Source organism: Microtetraspora fusca, from assembly GCF_001570365.1.
Taxonomy (GTDB): Bacteria; Actinomycetota; Actinomycetes; order Streptosporangiales; family Streptosporangiaceae; genus Microtetraspora; species Microtetraspora fusca.
In genome coordinates, this window is record NZ_BBYK01000040.1 from 331,276 (window position 1) to 347,701 (window position 16,426).

Consider the following 16,426-nt stretch of genomic DNA (forward strand, 5'->3'; position numbering starts at 1 on the left):
ATGGGTCCGGTCCTTACCCCGCGTGAGGCACGGAGGCGCGACGCTTCCGTAACACGATGTGAAGGCCGCCGCAGGGGTCTCGGCGGCCCCACATGTCCGGCTCAACCGGGGCGCTCTCGCGACGCGGCCCGCCCGCGGAAGGACGCGGGCGGGCGCACCCTGACACGACCTACAGGCCGACGCAGGCGAGCGCGCGCTGGTAGGCGACGGTGCTCGCGGAGCGGTCCTCGATGCGCTGGAACGCCTCGGCGGCCTCCAGCCAGCCCTGCGCGGCAATCCTGATCTTGGGGGAACGCTCCAGCCACTCGCCGGCCGCGGCCAGCTCGGCCGCCGCCTCCTCGCGCCTGCCGAGCTGCTCGTACGCCTGGCCGAGCACGAGGTGCGCCTCGGCCCGCAGCTCGCCGTGCGGCTCCTCCATCAGGGCCTTGGCGGCGTGGGCGTGCTCGGCGGCCTCCTCCGGGTGGCCCAGGGCCAGCTCGGTGCGGGCCAGGAAGACCGAGCAGCGGGCGATGTCGGCCCTGCTCGCCGCCGACTCGCCGAGCTCCCGGCGGGTGCGCGCCATCAGGTCACGGGCCGTCTCCAGGTCGTCCGGGCGGACCCGGAGCAGCAGGATCGCGTACGCGAGGCGGAGCCGGGCGAGGTTGCGCGAGTCGCCGTTCTCGCTCTGCACGGCCAGGGCGCGCTCGGCCAGCGCGATCGACTCCTCGCCCCGGCCGGTCAGCTCGGCGATCCTGGCGGCGTTCCAGTTCGTGGCGACCGTCGCGCGCGGCGTGCCGAGCAGGTCGGCGGCGGCGAGCAGCTCGTTCGCGAACTGGCTGGCGCGCAGCAGGTCGCCGCGCACGCCGTACGCGGCGAGCAGGGTCGCGGCGAGCTCGATCAGATCGTCGGTCCAGTTGGTCCGGTTCATGTCCTTGAGCATCGTCTCGCCCACTTCGACGGCCGGCCCGAGGTCACCCTTCTCGCGGTAGCACCGGCACAGGGCGACGGCGATCGCCACCCGGCGGGCCTCCGGCATGGCCCCGGCCTCGGTGTCGAGCAGGCGGTTCAGGATCGCGATGGCCTCGCCGAGGTGGCCGCACGCCTCGGCGGCGAGCGCGTAGCCGAACTCGGCGTCCTGGTGGAGCTGGGAGAGCCCGACCAGGCTCCGGTCCGCCAGCAGCTCGCCGAAGCGGCGCCGGGCCTCCTCGACCTCGCCGTTGTCCAGGGCGAGCCGGGCGAAGCGCAGGCCGAGCTCCAACTCCTCCATCTGCTCGGCGGTCACGCCATTGATCAGATAAGTGAGTGAGCAATCGAGCTTCTGAGCGAGCAGTTCCAAAACGGCCGGAGTGGGCGTCCGCTTTCCACTCTCGATCAGCGAAACGTAGCTGTCCGAAAGCTCCGGATGTGCCAGTTGCGCTTGAGAAAGACCACGTTGACGACGGATCACCTTGATGCGCTGACCGACTAGATCTTGACTCGTCACGGGCTCCCCCTGCAAGAATGGTGTAAATCAGACGATTTTCCGACAGGAGCTGATCATGCGCCGCCGACTCATCGTCTCTGTCTTGGCTGTTCTCTTCTCAACCAGTGTGGTTGTTGCGGCAAATGCTACGACTGCCAACGCCGCGACGTCTGCCCCGAAGCACACGCTCAGCGACTGGTGCTGCTGAGTCGTTATCTATCCCTGACCCCATCCGCTTCGAGCCCATCTGTCCCCCAGCGGGCTCATCCCGCCCGCGACGCGAGGTAACAGATCCACCCGGTCCGCCATCGAGGAGGGTCCGCTGAGCTCCTCGATGCGGCGGATCCGACACCGCACTCTGGCTGCGTGAATGTTCACCCGCTCGGCGCACGCGTTCCACGAGCGGTCCAAGAAATGCAGAGCGGTTGTAGCAGCTCCCCCTGGTGGCACCGGTCGTAGCCCACCGGCGGGTCGAGCGACCGGCTCCCGAACGACCCGCGTACGCCGTCCGGCACTTCTGGGTCGTCTACGTCTCGTCGCCGGTGACGTCCCGCCTCCGCGCGACTCCGCCGTCCGCCCGGCGTGCCCGCCCGCGGGCCGCGGCCGCCGCGGCCCTCCTGTCGAGCAAGTTCCTCCACGCTCCGGCCACTCAGCGTCACCGCCCTGCGAGGGTGAGCCGGCTCTCCTCTACGGCCGGCAGATCCGGCAGAAGCATGCGGATCCCACTATTTGGGGAGATCTCCACTCGGCATCCCGCGCGCTGGGGGTTGGCCCGGGTGACCGCGCCTGATGTACTGCGCGTACGACCTCGCCCGGCGGGCGGGAAGCAAGGACGGTTCCCCACTGGGCGCGGCCGGATGCCGTGCCGTGCGGAACCGGCCGAGCGCCGGGACGCCGGACGGTGGGCCTCCTGACCCGGAGCCCCGGACGTGCGGAAGTGGGGAGCGAGCATTGAAGACCGAGACCCGCACCGGCCTGGGCGTCGGCGCGAGCGCCCCGCGCCCCGACGGCGCGTTGAAGGTGGCCGGCGAGTTCGCCTACGCCTCGGACCTGTGGCTCGACGGGATGCTGTGGGGCGCGACGCTGCGCAGCCCGCACCCGTCGGCCTGGATCCGCTCGATCGACGTCGGACCGGCCCTCGCCCTGCCGGGGGTCTTCGCCGTGCTGACGCACGAGGACGTGCCCGGCGCGAAGTTCTACGGCCTGGAGCACGCCGACCAGCCGGTACTCGCCGTGGACCAGGTCCGCTACCAGGGCGAGCCGGTGGCGATCGCCGCGGCCGACCATCCGGAGACGGCTCGCAGGGCGGCCGCCGCCGTCGTCGTCGAGTACGAGGTCCGCGAGGCGGTCACCGACGCCCGCCGCGCCGCCTTCGACCCGGCCTGTCCCCTCGTCCACCCCGGCGGCAACGTCGTAAGGCACCAGCCGGTACGGGTCGGGTCGGCCGGATCCGGGGCCGAGGTCGTCGTCACCGGCGAGTACGAGGTCGGGATGCAGGACCAGGCGTTCCTCGGCCCCGAGGCCGGCCTCGCCGTACCGGCGGACGACGGAGGCGTGGACCTCTTCATCGCCACCCAGTGGCTGCACGTGGACCGGGACCAGATCGCGCCCTGCCTCGCCCTGCCCGAGGACAAGGTACGGCTCACGCTGGCCGGCGTCGGCGGCGCCTTCGGCGCCCGCGAGGACCTGTCGATGCAGATCCACGCCTCGATGCTGGCGCTGCGCACGGGCCGCCCCGTGAAGATCGTGTACGGCCGGGAGGAGTCGTTCTTCGGGCACGTCCACCGGCACCCGGCGTGGATGCGCTACGAGCACGGCGCGACCGCCGACGGGCGGCTCGTCTACGTGAAGGCCGAGATCGTGCTCGACGGCGGCGCCTACTGCTCCTCCTCGCCCGCCGTCGTCGGCAACGCCGCCTCGCTCGGCGTCGGGCCGTACGAGGTGGAGAACGTGTGGATCGATGCCTACGGCACTTACACCAACAACCCGCCGTGCGGCGCCATGCGGGGGTTCGGCGCCGTCCAGGCGTGCTATGCGTACGAGTCGCAGATGGACCGGCTCGCGGTGGCGTGCGGCCTCTCGCCGGTCGAGATCCGCGTGCGCAACGCCGTGTCGCAGGGGTCACGGCTGGCGACCGGGCAGGTCATCGACTCTCCGGCGCCGCTCGCCGCGATGCTCCGCGAGCTTGCGGCGATGCCCCTCCCCGACCCCCCGGCGTACTTACCGTCCGGTTTGAGCGGGGAGGGCGGAAGCGGGCCGCGGGCCAGCGGGCCGAGCGAAGTCCCGCCACGCGAGCCGAGCGCGGCGAGCATGAGCGGGGCGGATGGGACCGGACCGGCCGCTCCCTCCGGGGCGTCCGGGGCGTTCCTCACGCGGGAGGAGCCCGACCCGAGGCGACTGCCGGGCGGCGTCGGCCGGACCACGCGCGGCGAGAGCGTACGGCGCGGGGTCGGCTACGGCGTCGGCATCAAGAACATCTGCTTCTCCGAAGGCTTCGACGACTACTCGACGGCCCGGGTCCGGGTCGAGCTCCTCGGCGGCGAACCGCACGCGCTCGTCCACACGGCGGCGGCCGAGGTCGGGCAGGGTCTCCTCGCGATCCAGGCCCAGATCGCCCGCACCGAGCTGGGAATCGACCGGGTCACCGTGGCCCCGGCGGACACCTCCGTCGGGTCGGCCGGATCCTCCTCCGCCTCCCGCCAGTCCTACGTCACGGGAGGCGCGGTCAAGACGGCGTGCGAGGCCGTACGGCGACGCCTGGAGGCGCTCGCCGCCGCCGACCCCGGACTCTCGCTTGGGGAGCTGCTCGACCGGTACGGCCCGGTGGAGGAGACGCGGGAGTACCGCCACCGGCCGACGTTCCCCATGGACCCGGTGACCGGCCAGGGCGACTCGCACACCCAGCTCGCGCTGTGCGTCCACCGGGCCGTCGTGGACGTGGACGTGGAGCTCGGGCTGGTCAAGGTCGTCGAGCTCGCCGCCGTCCAGGACGTCGGCCGGATCTTGAACCCGCTCGCGCTGGAGGGTCAGATCCACGGCGGTTCGGCGCAGGGCCTCGGCCTCGCCCTCATGGAGGAGATCCAGGTGCGCGACGGCACGGTGCTCAACCCGTCGTTCACCGACTATCTGATCCCGACCATCCTCGACATGCCGCCGATGCGGCTGTCGATCCTGGAGAACCCGGACCCCAACGCCCCCTACGGCCTGCGCGGCGCGGGGGAGCCGCCCACGCTGTCCTCCACGCCCGCCGTTGCGGCGGCCGTACGCGCGGCGACGGGCCTCGCGCTGCCGCGCGTCCCCATCCGCCCCGAGGACATCGCCCTCGCCCCCACCGACTGACCGAGGCCGTGTCGGTCCCCTGGCCTGCCATGTCCGCGGCCTGGGTCAGAGGTCGCCTCGGTCGCAGGCGACGCCGTTGTGGTTGACGTCGTCGTACCAGTCGTATTCCTTGTGGACGCCCCGGGTGTACGGCCCGTAGCCGGCGGCCACGGCCTCCCTGCAGGTCGCGAAGCGGCCGGGCTCGGTCGGGCCGGTGCGGTTTTGCGCGGTGGTGGCGGCGCCGGTGGTACCTCCCGTACCGGTCGCGCCGCCCGTGGTCCCGGTCGCGCCGCCCGTGCCACCTGTCGTGCCCGTGGTGCCTCCGGTGGTCCCCGTCGTACCGCCCGTGGTCCCGGTCGTGCCGCCCGTGGTGCCCGTGTCGGTCGTGCCGCCGGTGGTCCCGCCTGTGGTGCCGGTCGTGTCCCCTGTGCCTCCGGTGGTGCCGGTCGTGTCCCCCGTGCCGCCCGTCGTGCCGCCGGTGCCGCCCGTCGTGTCGGTCGTGTCGCCGGTCGTCCCCGTGGTGTCGCCGGTGGTCGGCCCGGTGTCGCCGTCACCCGCGCCGCTGCCGAGGAGGCGGGCGATCAGGGCGTCGGCGGTGGGCTCGGTGAAGCCCGCGATGCTGAGGCTGTCCTGGGTGATCTCCTGTGCCACCCGCGGCGCGGCGATGACCTTGTCTCCGACGACGATCGCGAGCTGCTGCTTCACCGTCTCCCGGGTCAGGTCGGCGACCTGCTCCCGCGTGGCGGGCGACAGGACGATCCGGACGGAGAAGGTGCCGTTCTGCTCGGTCACCCGCTCGATCTTCTGGACGCTGGTGACCGTGACCCCGGGATCGAGCTGGTAGCAGGTGGTCCCCGCGTCGTCGGGCACCGCGTCGGTTCCCGTGCAGGGCGCGGCGCGTACGCCGGTGACCGGCGCGAAGTGGATGGACGTCCGCAGGGTGCGGAGCGGCGTGCGGGAGAGCGGAGGAGAGTCCGGGTTGCGGGTCATCAACACGGCGACCGCGCCCAGCACCCCGGTCATGACGACGACGAGGACGAGCGCCACCGCCAGGACGATCGTGGTGCCGCGCGTCGCCTGCGGCGGCCCCGGAGGCGCGGCGGGACCGGACGCGGGGTCCGAAGAGGTGGCATCGGGGGCTCCCGCCGCGGCCGCGGAACCTGCGGGGCCCGGGACAGCGGCCGCGGAGCCCGCGGGGCCGGAGGAGCCCGCTGAGGAAACCGCCTGACCGGGTCCGCCTGCCGGACCGGGTCCTGCCGCCAAACCTGCCAGACCGGGTAAACCTGGTGTGGTCGCCGGGCCCGGTGCACTCGCTGAACCTGGGGGCCCTGCCGGACCCGGGGCGGCTCCGGACCTTTCCGCACCCTGATCGGATCCCTGGCCACCTGGAACCGGCGTGTTCTGCATCCCGACCTCGATCCCTGACATCGTCGCAGAGCCTATCGAGCTATGCCATGTCGAGGTAATCGGAAGATCAGCGATGTCCCCTCGACAGCCATCGATCACAATTTGTCACGAATGACAGGCAATTAGTTGCATCTGGGGACCTCCCGTCCGCGCTCTCTCGAACGGACAGTGAAGAGATGAAGGTCGGAGTCCCGCGCGAGATCAAGAGCCAGGAATATCGCGTCGCCCTCACCCCCGCCGGCGCCCACGAGCTGGTACTGCACGGCCACGAGGTGTTGGTCGAGAAGGGGGCCGGGATCGGGTCGGCCATCACGGACGACGACTTCACCGTGGCGGGCGCGCGGATCGTGGAGTCGGCCGAGGAGATCTGGGCCCGCTCCGAACTCGTCCTCAAGGTCAAGGAGCCGGTCCCCCAGGAGTACCACTGGATGCGGAAGGGGCAGGTGGTGTTCACCTACCTGCACCTCGCCGCGTCGGAGCCCTGCACCAGGGCGATCCTGAACTCGGGCGTCACCGCCATCGCCTACGAGACCGTCCAGACGGAGATCGGGGCGCTGCCGCTGCTGGCGCCGATGTCGGAGGTCGCCGGACGGCTCGCGCCCCAGGTCGGCGCGTACCACCTGATGCGCCAGGGCGGCGGGCGCGGGGTGCTGATGGGCGGCGCCTCGGGCGTCTACGCGGCCAAGGTGGTGGTGATCGGCGCGGGCGTCACCGGCATGAACGCCGCCGCGATCGCGCTCGGGATGCAGGCCGAGGTCCTGCTGCTGGACGTGAACATCGACCGGCTCCGCCAGGCCGACATCATCTATCAGGGGCACTGCCAGACCGTGGCGTCCAACGCGTACGAGATCGAGCGGGCGGTGCTCGACGCGGATCTGGTCATCGGCGCGGTGCTGCTGCCGGGGGCCAAGGCGCCCACGCTGATCACCAACGACCTGGTGGCGCGGATGAAGACCGGCTCCGTCCTGGTCGACATCGCGATCGACCAGGGCGGCTGCTTCGAGGACTCGCGGCCGACGACGCACGCGAACCCCGTCTACCGGGTGCACGACTCAGTGTTCTACTGCGTGGCGAACATGCCGGGCGCGGTGCCGCACACCTCGACGTTCGCCCTGACCAACGCGACGGTGCCGTACGCGCTGGCGATCGCCGACCTCGGCTGGCGGGAGGCCCTGCTCGCCGACCCCGCGCTGGCCATGGGGCTCAACGCGCACGAGGGGCACCTGACCAGCCGGCCCGTGGCCGAGGCGCACGGGCTGGAGTCGGTGCCCCTGGAGCAGGTGCTCGCCTGACGCGGAAGCCGCGGCGCGGAACCGGTCAGGACGCGGACGGGCTGGGCGCGGCGCTCGGCTCGGTCGAGGACCCGGTGGAAGGCTCGGTGGAGGGCTGCGGCGTGGGCACCGCCGACACCTCGGCGTGCGTGTCGAGCTCGGGGTCGGGGGTCGGGAGCGGCTGCTGGCCCGCGGTGGTGCCGACGCCCCGGTCGCAGGCGGCGCCGAACTCGGGCGTGAAGGTCGGGTTCTGCTTGTACTTCTTGATGTACGCGGGGAGCCGGGGGTCGTCGGCGCCGTTGAGGGCGAGCTGGTGGTTCCACGAGCTGACCACGACGTCGGCCTTCAGCCCCTCGTACGGGCTGAGCAGCATGAAGTCGCTCGACGCGAGGGTCTTCAGCTTGTCCACGTCGGCCTTGGGCAGGTCCGAGCGGTAGGTGATCCAGACCGCGCCGTGTTCGAGCGAGTGCACCCCGTGCTCGTTGTGGATCGGCTGGTCGTAGATGCCGCAGTTCTGCCAGTAGTAGTTGTGCGGGCCGCCCGCCGGGGGCGTCTCCTTGTACGCCACCTTGTCCCAGGTGTGCTCCGACCCCTTGTAGGCGAAGGTCTTCACGTCGTCCAGCGACTTCTGCGACTGGTCGTTGACGATGTAGAACCCGACGAGACCGACGAGCACGACGATGACCAGGCCGCCGACGCCCCACATGAGCAGCGAGGCCCGCCGTTCCTTACGCTTCTGCTCCGCTCGCATGCGGGCGAGGTGCTCGCGGCGCGCCTGCGCCTTTTCCTTACTCATCGGTCCTCCAGCGACTGGTCACCAAACTCCCCGCATTGCGTATCGGAGAATAGTGGGTTCCCGGATAAAGAGGGCGTTCGCGTGCGGGCCCGTTCCGGCCAGGCGACAAGTAGCCTGTGTGGCGATGAGCACCGAGACCGTTCCCTCCTCAGCCGAGCCCGTCGGCGCCCCCGCCGGCGAGGTGGCGGCGCCTCCTCGCCGGGGCGCCCTCCTGGGCGGGCTGATCGCCCTCGCGGTCGCGGCGGCCGCGTTCCTCCTGCTGGTCATGGCGCGGCCGGGGACGCCCGGCGACACCTCTCCCGAGGCCGGGTTCGCCCGGGACATGGCCGTCCATCACGCGCAGGCGGTCGAGATGGCGTTCGCGGTGCGCGACGTGAGCACCGACGGCCCGATCCGCAACCTGGCGTACGACATCATCACGACGCAGTCCACCCAGCGCGGGATCTTCATGGGCTGGCTGCAGCAGTGGGGCCTCGACCAGGCGTCCGACCTCCCACCGATGGCGTGGATGTCCGGTCACGGCCACGGCGGCCCGGGCACGGGCGCGGCCACCGGAACGCAGGGCGTGATGCCGGGGATGGCCACACCCGAGGAGATGGATCGGCTGCGCGCCGCCAAGGGGCGGGACGCCGAGATCCTCTTCCTCCAGTTGATGATCCGTCATCACGAGGGCGGCGTGGACATGGCCAAGGGCCTGTTGCGGCTGTCGGACCGCACGGAGGTCCGCGAGCTGGCCCAGCACATCGTCGACGGCCAGACCGCCGAGATCGCCTTGATGAAGGACTTCCTCCGGGCACGCGGCGGGCAGCCGCTCCCGTCGATCCTCACCCCGTGAGCCGGCCCGGTACGCGCCCCCGCATTCGCGCCGCGTCACAGTGCGCCGCGTCACAGTGCGCCGCGTCACAGTGCGCCGCGTCACAGTGCGCCGTGTCATAGTGCGCGCCGTGTCATAGTGCGCGGAAACGCGCTCGCCAGGGCAACATGAGGGGAAGTGTCCGGAGGAGAGGCGAACATTGATTGACGAGCCGGAAAGCCGCCTTGAGGTGACCATCTCACCCGAGGTCGAGGCGGGACAGTACGCCAACTTCGCCTCGGTGTGGCACACCCGTGATGGGTTCATCCTGGATTTCGCGGTGATCACCCGGCCACCGGCCATCGCGGACGACCCGCAGTCGGGCACGCAGTACGTCAGCGTGCCGACGCGGATCGTCAGCCGGATCCGGATCCCTCCCGCTCAGGTCTTCGAGCTGATGAAGGCGCTGGAACAGCAGCTCACCGCGTTCGAGAAGGAGACCGGCCACAAGCTCTGACCGCCGCTCCCCTTCCGGAACGACAGGTGCCCGGCCGGCGTACCGGGCACCGCGTACGCCGGCCGGAGCTGTCGGACACGACCTGACGGTCAGGCGTGCATCTCGGCGGCGAGGGCGGCCGCGAAGGCGTCCACGTCGGCCTCGGTGGTGTCGAAGGCGCACATCCAGCGGACCTCGACCCGGCCGCCGCCGACCTGTTCGTTCCAGTTGTAGAAGCGGTAGCGCTTGCGCAGCCGGTCCGCCGCGTCGGCGGGCAGGATCGCGAACACCGCGTTCGCCTCGACCGGCCGCGGCACCTCGACGCCGGGGATGTCCCGCACGGCGCTCGCCAGCCGGGCCGCCATCGTGTTCGCCTGGCGGGCGTTGCGCAGCCACAGGTCGCCCGCGAGGAGCGCCTCGAACTGGACCGAGACGAACCGCATCTTGGAGGCGAGCTGCATGCTCGTCTTCCGGAGGTACGGCAGGCCGCTCACGGCCGCGGGGTTGAGGACGACCACCGCCTCCCCCAGCAGCAGGCCGATCTTGGTGCCGCCGAACGAGAGCACGTCCACCCCGGCGTCGGTGGTGAGCGCGCGCAGCGGCACGTCCAGGGCGGCCGCCGCGTTCGTGATGCGGGAGCCGTCCAGGTGGACGGTCATGCCCAGCTCGTGGGCGTGGTCGCAGATCGCCTTGATCTCGGCGGGCGTGTAGAGCGTGCCCAGTTCGGTGGTGTTGGAGATCGAGACGACCCGCGGCTGCGCCCGGTGCACGTCGCCGAAGCCCCACGCCTGCCGGTCGATCAGCTCCGGCGTGAGCTTGCCGTCCGGGGTCGGCACCGTGAGCAGCTTGAGCCCGCCGGTCACCTCGGGCGCGCCGCCCTCATCGGTGTTGATGTGCGCGCTCTCCGCGCACACCACGGCCTCCCAGGGGGCGCACATCGAGCGCAGCGAGATGACGTTGGCCGCCGTGCCGTTGAAGACCGGCCACGCCTCGGCCCGGTCGCCGAAGTGCCCGCGGAAGATCTCCCGCGTCGCCTCCGTGTAGACGTCGTCGCCGTAGGAGATCTGGTGACCTCCGTTCGCGAGGGCGACGGCCTCCAGGATCTCGGGATGCACGCCCGCGTAGTTGTCGCTCGCGAACGTCTTGATCTCGGGATCGTGCCGCCGAACGGCATCCGTGGTCACGGAAGCTCTCCATGTTTCTCGTCGTGATAGTCCTCCCGGGTCCCGGGCCGGTCTCCCGGCCCGTTCCCCGGGTCGCCGTCGCCGCTCAGCTCGCGGTGAGGTCGATCCGCTGCCCGTTGACCTCCTCGGGGCGGCGGTCCCACAGGTCGGAGACGGCCTTCGCCAGGGTAGCGACGTCGGTGCACCCCTTGAACGGCCGCTCCGGGCTGGCCGCCCGCATGGCGTCGTTGACCAGGGCCATCACCACCAGGATCGTCGCCGCGGACGCCGTGCCCTTCAGGGCGTCGGCGAACGCGAGGGTCCACGCCTCCGCGGCGGCCTTCGCCGTCGCGTACGCCGCGTTGCCCTGGGTGGGCGCCTGCGCCGCCTTGGCCGAGACGATCACGAACCGGCCGTCGTCGCTGGCCCGCAGCAGCGGCTCGAACGCGAGCGAGACGTGCTGGAGCGTGCGGACCAGCAGGTCGTGCAGCAGGTTCCAGTCGGCGAGCGAGGTGTCGGCGAAGGCCTTGGACCCGCGCCACCCGCCGACGAGGTGGACGATGCCGTCCACCCGGCCGTGCTCCTCACCGATCCGCCCGGCCAGGTCGCGCACGGCCTGCTCGTCGAGCAGGTCGATCGGGAGGCAGCCGTCGGCTGCGGTCCGGTCGAGGCCGATCACCGTGTCGCCGAGCTCCTCGAACCGGCGGACGACGGCCTGCCCGGCGGGTCCGGCCGCGCCGGCGACCAGGATCACTCTGCTCATCGCTCACTCACTCTCTCGCGTACGGCCCGTGCGGACGGACGGGGTCACGCCCTGATCCCACGGGTGGACTCGACGACATCGGTGAGCTTACGGCGCAGGGCCTCGTAGAACATGCTCAGGGGGAACTCGTCCGACAGGACGGCGTCCACGACGGCCTTGGGGAAGCCCTCGACCGGCAGCGCGTCCACGCCCTTGTGCCAGACCGAGGCCGGGTGCGGCTCGACGTAGGCGGCCACGAGCTGGTGCGCGGCGAGCCAGTGGGCGAGCTTGGACCGGTCGATGCCGTCGCGGTAGAGCTTCTCGACCTCGCCGCGCAGGTCGGCGATGCCGTCGGCGATGCGCTCCCAGTCGACGGTGAGCCGGTTGTCGGTCCAGCGCACGATGTCGTTCCGGTGCAGGTAGGCGAAGAGGAGCTGGCCGCCGAGCCCGTCGTAGTTGCGCACCCGGTCACCGGTGATCGGGAAGCGGAACAACCGGTCGAACAGGATCGCGTACTGGACGTACTTGGCCTGCGGCACTCCGGCCGCCTCCAGCTTCACCGCCTCGCCGAACGCCGTCAGGTCGCAGCGCAGCTCCTCCAGGGAGTACAGCCAGTACGGCATCCGCTGCTTGATCATGAAGGGGTCGAACGGCAGGTCGCCGTGGCTGTGCGTCCGGTCGTGGATCAGGTCCCACATCACGAACGTGTCCTGGGCGAGCCGCTGCGAGGCGATCAGCCGGGCCGCGTCCGGCGGCAGGGCCAGCTTCAGCGTCGTGGCCGCGGCGCCGCTGACGACGCGGAACCGGGCGGCCTCGCGGTCGCAGAAGATGCCGCCCCAGGTGAACGCGGGCGGCGTCCGCCGCACGGCGACGGTCTCGGGGAACAGCACGGCGGAGTTGGTGTCGTAGCCCGAGGTGAAGTCCACGAACGCGATCGGGACGAACATCGGGTTGTCGTAGCCGCCGCGCTCCAGCTCGGCCAGCCACTCCGGCCAGACGGTGCGGATCCAGACGGCCTCGATGTTGCGGTTCAGGTTGCCGTTCTGGGTGTACATCGGGAAGACGACGAGGTGCTCCAGCCCGTCCACGCGCTGCGTGTCGGGGTGGAAGGCGTCGAGGGAGTCGAGGAAGTCGGGCACGCCTAGCCCGTCGGCCACCCACTTGCGGAAGTCGGCGACGACCGCGTCCAGGTACGCGCTGTCGTGCGGGAAGCGCGGCGCGAGCCGTACGACGTGGTCGACGATGTCGCCGACGAGCGCGACGGCGCGGTCGCGGTCGCCGGTCACGGAGCCGTCCTTGGCCTGGAGGCCGCGCAGTTCCTCGGCGGCCGCCTTGAGCCCGGCGAACAGCCGGACGTACTCCTCCTCCTGGGCGTCCTGCTCGCCGCTCGCGTTGGAGGCGCGGTCGCCGGCCGAGTCGGCGGGGTCGCGGGCGACCCAGGTGACGAGGTTCTCCCAGAGGCGCTCGTGGTCGTAGTCGCCGATCGAGTCGTCGCCGAAGAGGTCGGAGTCGGCGAGCACGACCACCCGGCCCCGGCCGTGTCGTACGGCGAGGGCGACGGGGCGGCGGGCGGGGTCGGCGGTGTCCGAGGTGGCGAAGAGCACGGTCGCGCCGTCCGGCGGGACGAGCGTGCCGGAGCGGTAGAAGCAGGCCTGGCGGACGCCGGCGAGCAGGTCCTGCGCGGGGGCGGCGCCCGCCCCCTCGGCCGCGGCGCCGGACACGACGGCGGCCTGCGGAGCGCCGAGGACCCAGGTCGCGACCTTGTTGTGGCAGTTGGCCGGGTCCTGGACGGTGACGTGCTCCACGCCGACGCCGAAGCGGGCCAGCAGCTCGGTCAGGTTGCTCCCGTACTTCTCCTGCTCGCACTCGGCCAGCACGATCAGCCCGCCGCCGTCGGCGACGTACGCCTCGATCGCGTCCAGCTCCTCGACCGGGAAGACGGGGCTGCCCAGGCCGGTGGTCCGCTCCCACAGCTCCGCCGACGGGTGCGCGACGACGAAGACGTCGTGGGCGCTCAGCAATGACGGCGTGATCGGTCCTTCGGTGTGGGCGGCGACCGTGTGGCCCAGCTCGCGCAGCGCCCCCGCCGCCCTGGCGTAACTGTTGTCGTCGGGATGCGCCGGATTCATGGCCTCAGCGACGTCGCGCCGGATGGTCCATGCCTCGCTGTGTGCCTCGTCGAACAGGATCGAGGGGAACGTCGTCATGAAATATCTCCCGATTCAGGACCTATCTGCCGAAAAATATACACATAGTCCCTCCTGCGGCCACAAGTCCCCCAAGCGATGGACGGCGAATCACCCCGGCGGCGGACGTGCGCCCGAACGCGGGCCGCCTAGTGTCCGGCGCGATCGGAAAACGATCGGAAGGCACCGCTGTGAGGAAAATCTCATGCTCAAAAACACGACCAGATTCAGGCGCGTCGCCACCGGCACGCTGCTGATCGCCGCCCCGCTGCTGCAGCTCGTCGCCGTGATCGTCGACCCCGGCACGTGGGGCGACGACCGGGAGGCGGTCAGCTACGGCGCCAACCCGGCCCTCGCCCAGCTCCAGTCCGTGCTCTACCACTGGAGCTGGCTGCTGATGGCCGTCGCGGCCGTCGGTGTTCTGCACTTCGTCCGGCGCCGCGCCGTGGCGTTCGGCCACATCGCCGGCGTGGTGACCGTCCTCGGCTACATCAACCTCTCGTCACTGCTGATGACGGACCCGGTCGAGTGGTGGCTCGGGCAGCACTACACGCCGGAGCAGGCGCAGCGCATCCTCGACGAGATAATGGGCCTGCCCCACTCCACCTTCGGGTTCAGGCTGCCGGGGATGATCGGGATCGCCGCGCTGCCCCTGCTGCTGACCGCCGTGTGGCGGGCCGGGGCGGTCCACTGGTGGGTGCCGGCCACGGTGGCGGTCGGCTACATCGTCTCGTTCCCCGTGCCGTACGGCCCGATCACGGTCCTCTTCTGGGCGCTGCCCGTCGTCGCCCTCGGCGCGTTCGGCCTGAAGGTGCTCCGGATGGGCGACGACGCGTGGGCCGCCTACTACCCCGCCGCCCCCGGCGTCACCACGCCCGACTCGTACGCGAAGACGACCGCCTGAGCGCGGTCGCGGAGGTTCAGCTTCATGAGCACCCGCGCCACATGGGTCTTGACCGTGGCCTCGCCGACGAAGAGCTCCCCGGCGATCTCGGCGTTGGTGAGGCCGCGGGCGAGCATCCGGAGCACCTCCAGCTCGCGCGGGGTCAGCTCGGAGAGCTGCGGCGGGCGGACCGGCTCGTGCCGTCCCGCGAAGGACGCGATCACGCGCGTGGTCACCGCGGGGTCGAGCAGCCCGTCGCCGCCGGCCACCACCCTGATGGCCTCGACGAGCTGCTCCGGCGGCGACACCTTCAGCAGGAAGCCGCTCGTCCCGGCGCGCAGCGCGGCGTACAGGTTCTCGTCGGTGTCGAACGTCGTCAGTATGACGATCTTCGGCGGGTGCGGTGTGTCGAGCAGGTGCCTGGCCGCGGTCAGTCCGTCCATGCGCGGCATCGAGATGTCCATGAGGACGACGTCCGGCCGGCACCGCCGGGCCACGGCGACCGCCTCCACGCCGTCGGCGGCCTCGCCGACGACCTCCATGCCGGGCTCGCTCTCCACGACCATGCGCAGCCCCGCGCGGATCATGGCCTGGTCGTCGGCGACGACGACGCGGATCGGGGACGCCTCGCTCATCACGCGTGCTCGCTCATCGGGACTCCTTGGGAAAGGGGAAGCCGGGCGTGGACCTGGAAGCCGCCCTCGGGCAGCGGCCCGGCCTCGATCGAGCCGCCGAACAGCTCGGCCCGCTCGCGCATGCCGATGAGGCCGTTGCCGGTGGACAGCCCGGCCGCGGACGGGCCGGCCGTGCCATTGTCGACGATCCGGAGCTCCACGACATCGTCCCGATAGCCGATCGTGATCCGCACGTCGGCGTCGCCCGCGTACTTCACCGCGTTGGTCAGCGCCTCCTGCACGATCCGGTAGGCGGACAGGTCGAGGCCGGGCGGGAGCCGTACCGGCTCGCCCTCGACGGCGAGGTGGACCCGCAGGCCGGACGACCCGAGCGTGGCGATGAGGTTGTCCACCATGTCCAGGCCCGGCTGGGGCAGCGCCTCGTCCTGCGGCATCCGGAGCGCACCGAGCATGATGCGCAGCTCCTCGACGGCCTCCCGGCCGGCCTGCTCGATGCCGGACAGGATCGCGTTGTCGCCGCCCAGGCCGCGGCGCAGCACCCCGGCCTGCATGACCATCATGCTCACGCTGTGGGCGACCACGTCGTGCAGCTCCCTGGCGATGCGGGTGCGCTCGGCGGCGACCGCCTCCGTGGCCCGGCGCTCGCGCTCCAGCTCCAGGCGGGCCGCACGCTCGGCCATCCGCTGCACGCGCACCTGATAGCCGCGCAGCGCCAGCCCGGTCAGGTACGCGGAGCCGAAGAGGACGGTGAGGAAGATGATCTCGTCGAGCGGCAGCTGCCGGTGGTCCACCGCTCCCGAGTCGAAGATGAGGATGCCCGCGATCGCCCACGACGCCCCCGGCTTCGGCGGCAGTTTCGCGCCGATCGTGTGGAAGACGATGAGCAGCGAGGCGAGCTGCCACACGGGACAGCCCTCGTTGCCCTGCCGGTGCCAGGCGTACTGCGCGAGCACCATCAGGATGAAGACCGCCACCGGGAACCTGCGGCGGTAGAGGACCAGCACGCCGGTGACGACCGCCTGGGCCACCCACCAGAACTGCGGGTTCTGCGCCGACCCGTAGGACGTCGCGACCGTCATCGCCTCGAGCGTGCCGAGAGTGATCACTGCGGCGCCGATCAGCGCGTCCACCAGAGGGAGAGATCGGAAGTGGCGCATCAGGGAGGGCATGACGCGCACATTAATATGCGGCTCCGGAGAGGGACACCGGCCGCGACCGGGACTTCAATCAGACGGCAAGCGGATGACAAGTGAGCGCGCGGGCCGGCGCCGGTATCAAGTGGATGTCGGTCACCG

At 71.5% G+C, this 16,426-nt stretch carries 13 protein-coding genes; 5 read left to right on the forward strand and 8 right to left on the reverse strand.

What is annotated here, in order from left to right; genetic code table 11:
- Positions 1-169: 169 nt before the first annotated feature.
- Complete coding sequence (locus tag AWQ68_RS06920; protein WP_066936374.1) at positions 170-1,462, reverse strand: helix-turn-helix domain-containing protein; 1,293 nt, start codon at positions 1,460-1,462, stop codon at positions 170-172.
- 930 nt (positions 1,463-2,392) lie between these two features.
- Here AWQ68_RS06920 and AWQ68_RS44690 point away from each other — a divergent pair.
- Positions 2,393-4,780, forward strand: coding sequence for a molybdopterin cofactor-binding domain-containing protein (locus AWQ68_RS44690; protein ID WP_245655777.1), 2,388 nt, complete (start codon positions 2,393-2,395; stop codon positions 4,778-4,780).
- 45 nt (positions 4,781-4,825) lie between these two features.
- Here the strand turns inward: AWQ68_RS44690 and AWQ68_RS42130 are convergent, their stop codons facing one another.
- On the reverse strand, positions 4,826-5,806 hold the full coding sequence (locus AWQ68_RS42130; RefSeq protein ID WP_066936377.1) for a SecDF P1 head subdomain-containing protein: 981 nt from the start codon (positions 5,804-5,806) through the stop codon (positions 4,826-4,828).
- 536 nt (positions 5,807-6,342) lie between these two features.
- On the opposite strand from AWQ68_RS42130, the gene ald reads away from it, so the two are divergent.
- Positions 6,343-7,458, forward strand: a complete 1,116-nt coding sequence (ald, locus tag AWQ68_RS06940; protein ID WP_066936380.1) for an alanine dehydrogenase — start codon at positions 6,343-6,345, stop codon at positions 7,456-7,458.
- Positions 7,459-7,483: 25 nt separating this feature from the next.
- Here ald and AWQ68_RS06945 read toward each other — a convergent pair whose 3' ends face one another.
- Positions 7,484-8,233 carry a thioredoxin-like domain-containing protein gene (locus AWQ68_RS06945; RefSeq protein ID WP_066936383.1) on the reverse strand — a complete coding sequence of 250 codons (750 nt, stop codon included), beginning with the start codon at positions 8,231-8,233 and terminating at the stop codon, positions 7,484-7,486.
- A gap of 124 nt (positions 8,234-8,357) precedes the next feature.
- Between AWQ68_RS06945 and AWQ68_RS06950 the strand changes: the two genes are divergently transcribed.
- Both AWQ68_RS06950 and AWQ68_RS06955 read left to right on the forward strand, forming a co-directional pair.
- Positions 8,358-9,068: a DUF305 domain-containing protein gene (locus AWQ68_RS06950; protein WP_084463710.1), complete on the forward strand. Its 711-nt coding sequence runs from the start codon at positions 8,358-8,360 to the stop codon at positions 9,066-9,068.
- A 208-nt stretch (positions 9,069-9,276) separates the two neighbouring features.
- The gene (locus AWQ68_RS06955; RefSeq protein ID WP_218006786.1) at positions 9,277-9,543 is read left to right on the forward strand and encodes a DUF3467 domain-containing protein; all 267 of its coding nucleotides are present in this window, start codon (positions 9,277-9,279) and stop codon (positions 9,541-9,543) included.
- Between the two features lie 89 nt (positions 9,544-9,632).
- Here the strand turns inward: AWQ68_RS06955 and AWQ68_RS06960 are convergent, their stop codons facing one another.
- The 3 genes from AWQ68_RS06960 to AWQ68_RS06970 all read right to left on the reverse strand — a co-directional run bounded on the left by AWQ68_RS06960 (position 9,633) and on the right by AWQ68_RS06970 (position 13,634).
- Complete coding sequence (locus AWQ68_RS06960; protein ID WP_066936388.1) at positions 9,633-10,706, reverse strand: threonine aldolase family protein; 1,074 nt, start codon at positions 10,704-10,706, stop codon at positions 9,633-9,635.
- A gap of 85 nt (positions 10,707-10,791) precedes the next feature.
- On the reverse strand, positions 10,792-11,448 hold the full coding sequence (locus AWQ68_RS06965; RefSeq protein ID WP_174554083.1) for an SDR family NAD(P)-dependent oxidoreductase: 657 nt from the start codon (positions 11,446-11,448) through the stop codon (positions 10,792-10,794).
- A gap of 44 nt (positions 11,449-11,492) precedes the next feature.
- Positions 11,493-13,634 (reverse strand): DUF6421 family protein, encoded by a 2,142-nt coding sequence (locus tag AWQ68_RS06970; RefSeq protein ID WP_066936394.1) that lies wholly within the window; start codon positions 13,632-13,634, stop codon positions 11,493-11,495.
- A gap of 184 nt (positions 13,635-13,818) precedes the next feature.
- Here AWQ68_RS06970 and AWQ68_RS06975 point away from each other — a divergent pair, with 184 nt between their 5' ends.
- Positions 13,819-14,517, forward strand: a complete 699-nt coding sequence (locus AWQ68_RS06975; RefSeq protein ID WP_066936396.1) for a hypothetical protein — start codon at positions 13,819-13,821, stop codon at positions 14,515-14,517.
- On the opposite strand, the gene AWQ68_RS06980 is transcribed toward AWQ68_RS06975, so the two are convergent.
- Together AWQ68_RS06980 and AWQ68_RS06985 are read right to left on the reverse strand one after the other, a co-directional pair.
- Positions 14,460-15,131 carry a response regulator gene (locus AWQ68_RS06980; RefSeq protein WP_066936399.1) on the reverse strand — a complete coding sequence of 224 codons (672 nt, stop codon included), beginning with the start codon at positions 15,129-15,131 and terminating at the stop codon, positions 14,460-14,462. The genes AWQ68_RS06975 and AWQ68_RS06980 overlap by 58 nt on opposite strands.
- Complete coding sequence (locus tag AWQ68_RS06985) at positions 15,131-16,300, reverse strand: sensor histidine kinase (RefSeq protein ID WP_084463711.1); 1,170 nt, start codon at positions 16,298-16,300, stop codon at positions 15,131-15,133. The genes AWQ68_RS06980 and AWQ68_RS06985 overlap by 1 nt, the downstream gene beginning before the upstream one ends.
- Positions 16,301-16,426 lie beyond the last annotated feature (126 nt).

What these genes read in the sequence shown, in the direction of transcription:
- AWQ68_RS06985 (WP_084463711.1), bottom strand. Translation starts at nt 16,300, where the DNA reads ATGCCCTCCCTGATGCGCCACTTCCGATCTCTCCCTCTGGTGGACGCG.
- AWQ68_RS06970 (WP_066936394.1), bottom strand. Translation starts at nt 13,634, where the DNA reads ATGACGACGTTCCCCTCGATCCTGTTCGACGAGGCACACAGCGAGGCA.
- AWQ68_RS06965 (WP_174554083.1), bottom strand. Translation starts at nt 11,448, where the DNA reads ATGAGCAGAGTGATCCTGGTCGCCGGCGCGGCCGGACCCGCCGGGCAG.
- ald (WP_066936380.1), top strand. Translation starts at nt 6,343, where the DNA reads ATGAAGGTCGGAGTCCCGCGCGAGATCAAGAGCCAGGAATATCGCGTC.
- AWQ68_RS06980 (WP_066936399.1), bottom strand. Translation starts at nt 15,131, where the DNA reads ATGAGCGAGGCGTCCCCGATCCGCGTCGTCGTCGCCGACGACCAGGCC.
- AWQ68_RS06975 (WP_066936396.1), top strand. Translation starts at nt 13,819, where the DNA reads ATGCTCAAAAACACGACCAGATTCAGGCGCGTCGCCACCGGCACGCTG.
- AWQ68_RS06945 (WP_066936383.1), bottom strand. Translation starts at nt 8,233, where the DNA reads ATGAGTAAGGAAAAGGCGCAGGCGCGCCGCGAGCACCTCGCCCGCATG.
- AWQ68_RS06950 (WP_084463710.1), top strand. Translation starts at nt 8,358, where the DNA reads ATGAGCACCGAGACCGTTCCCTCCTCAGCCGAGCCCGTCGGCGCCCCC.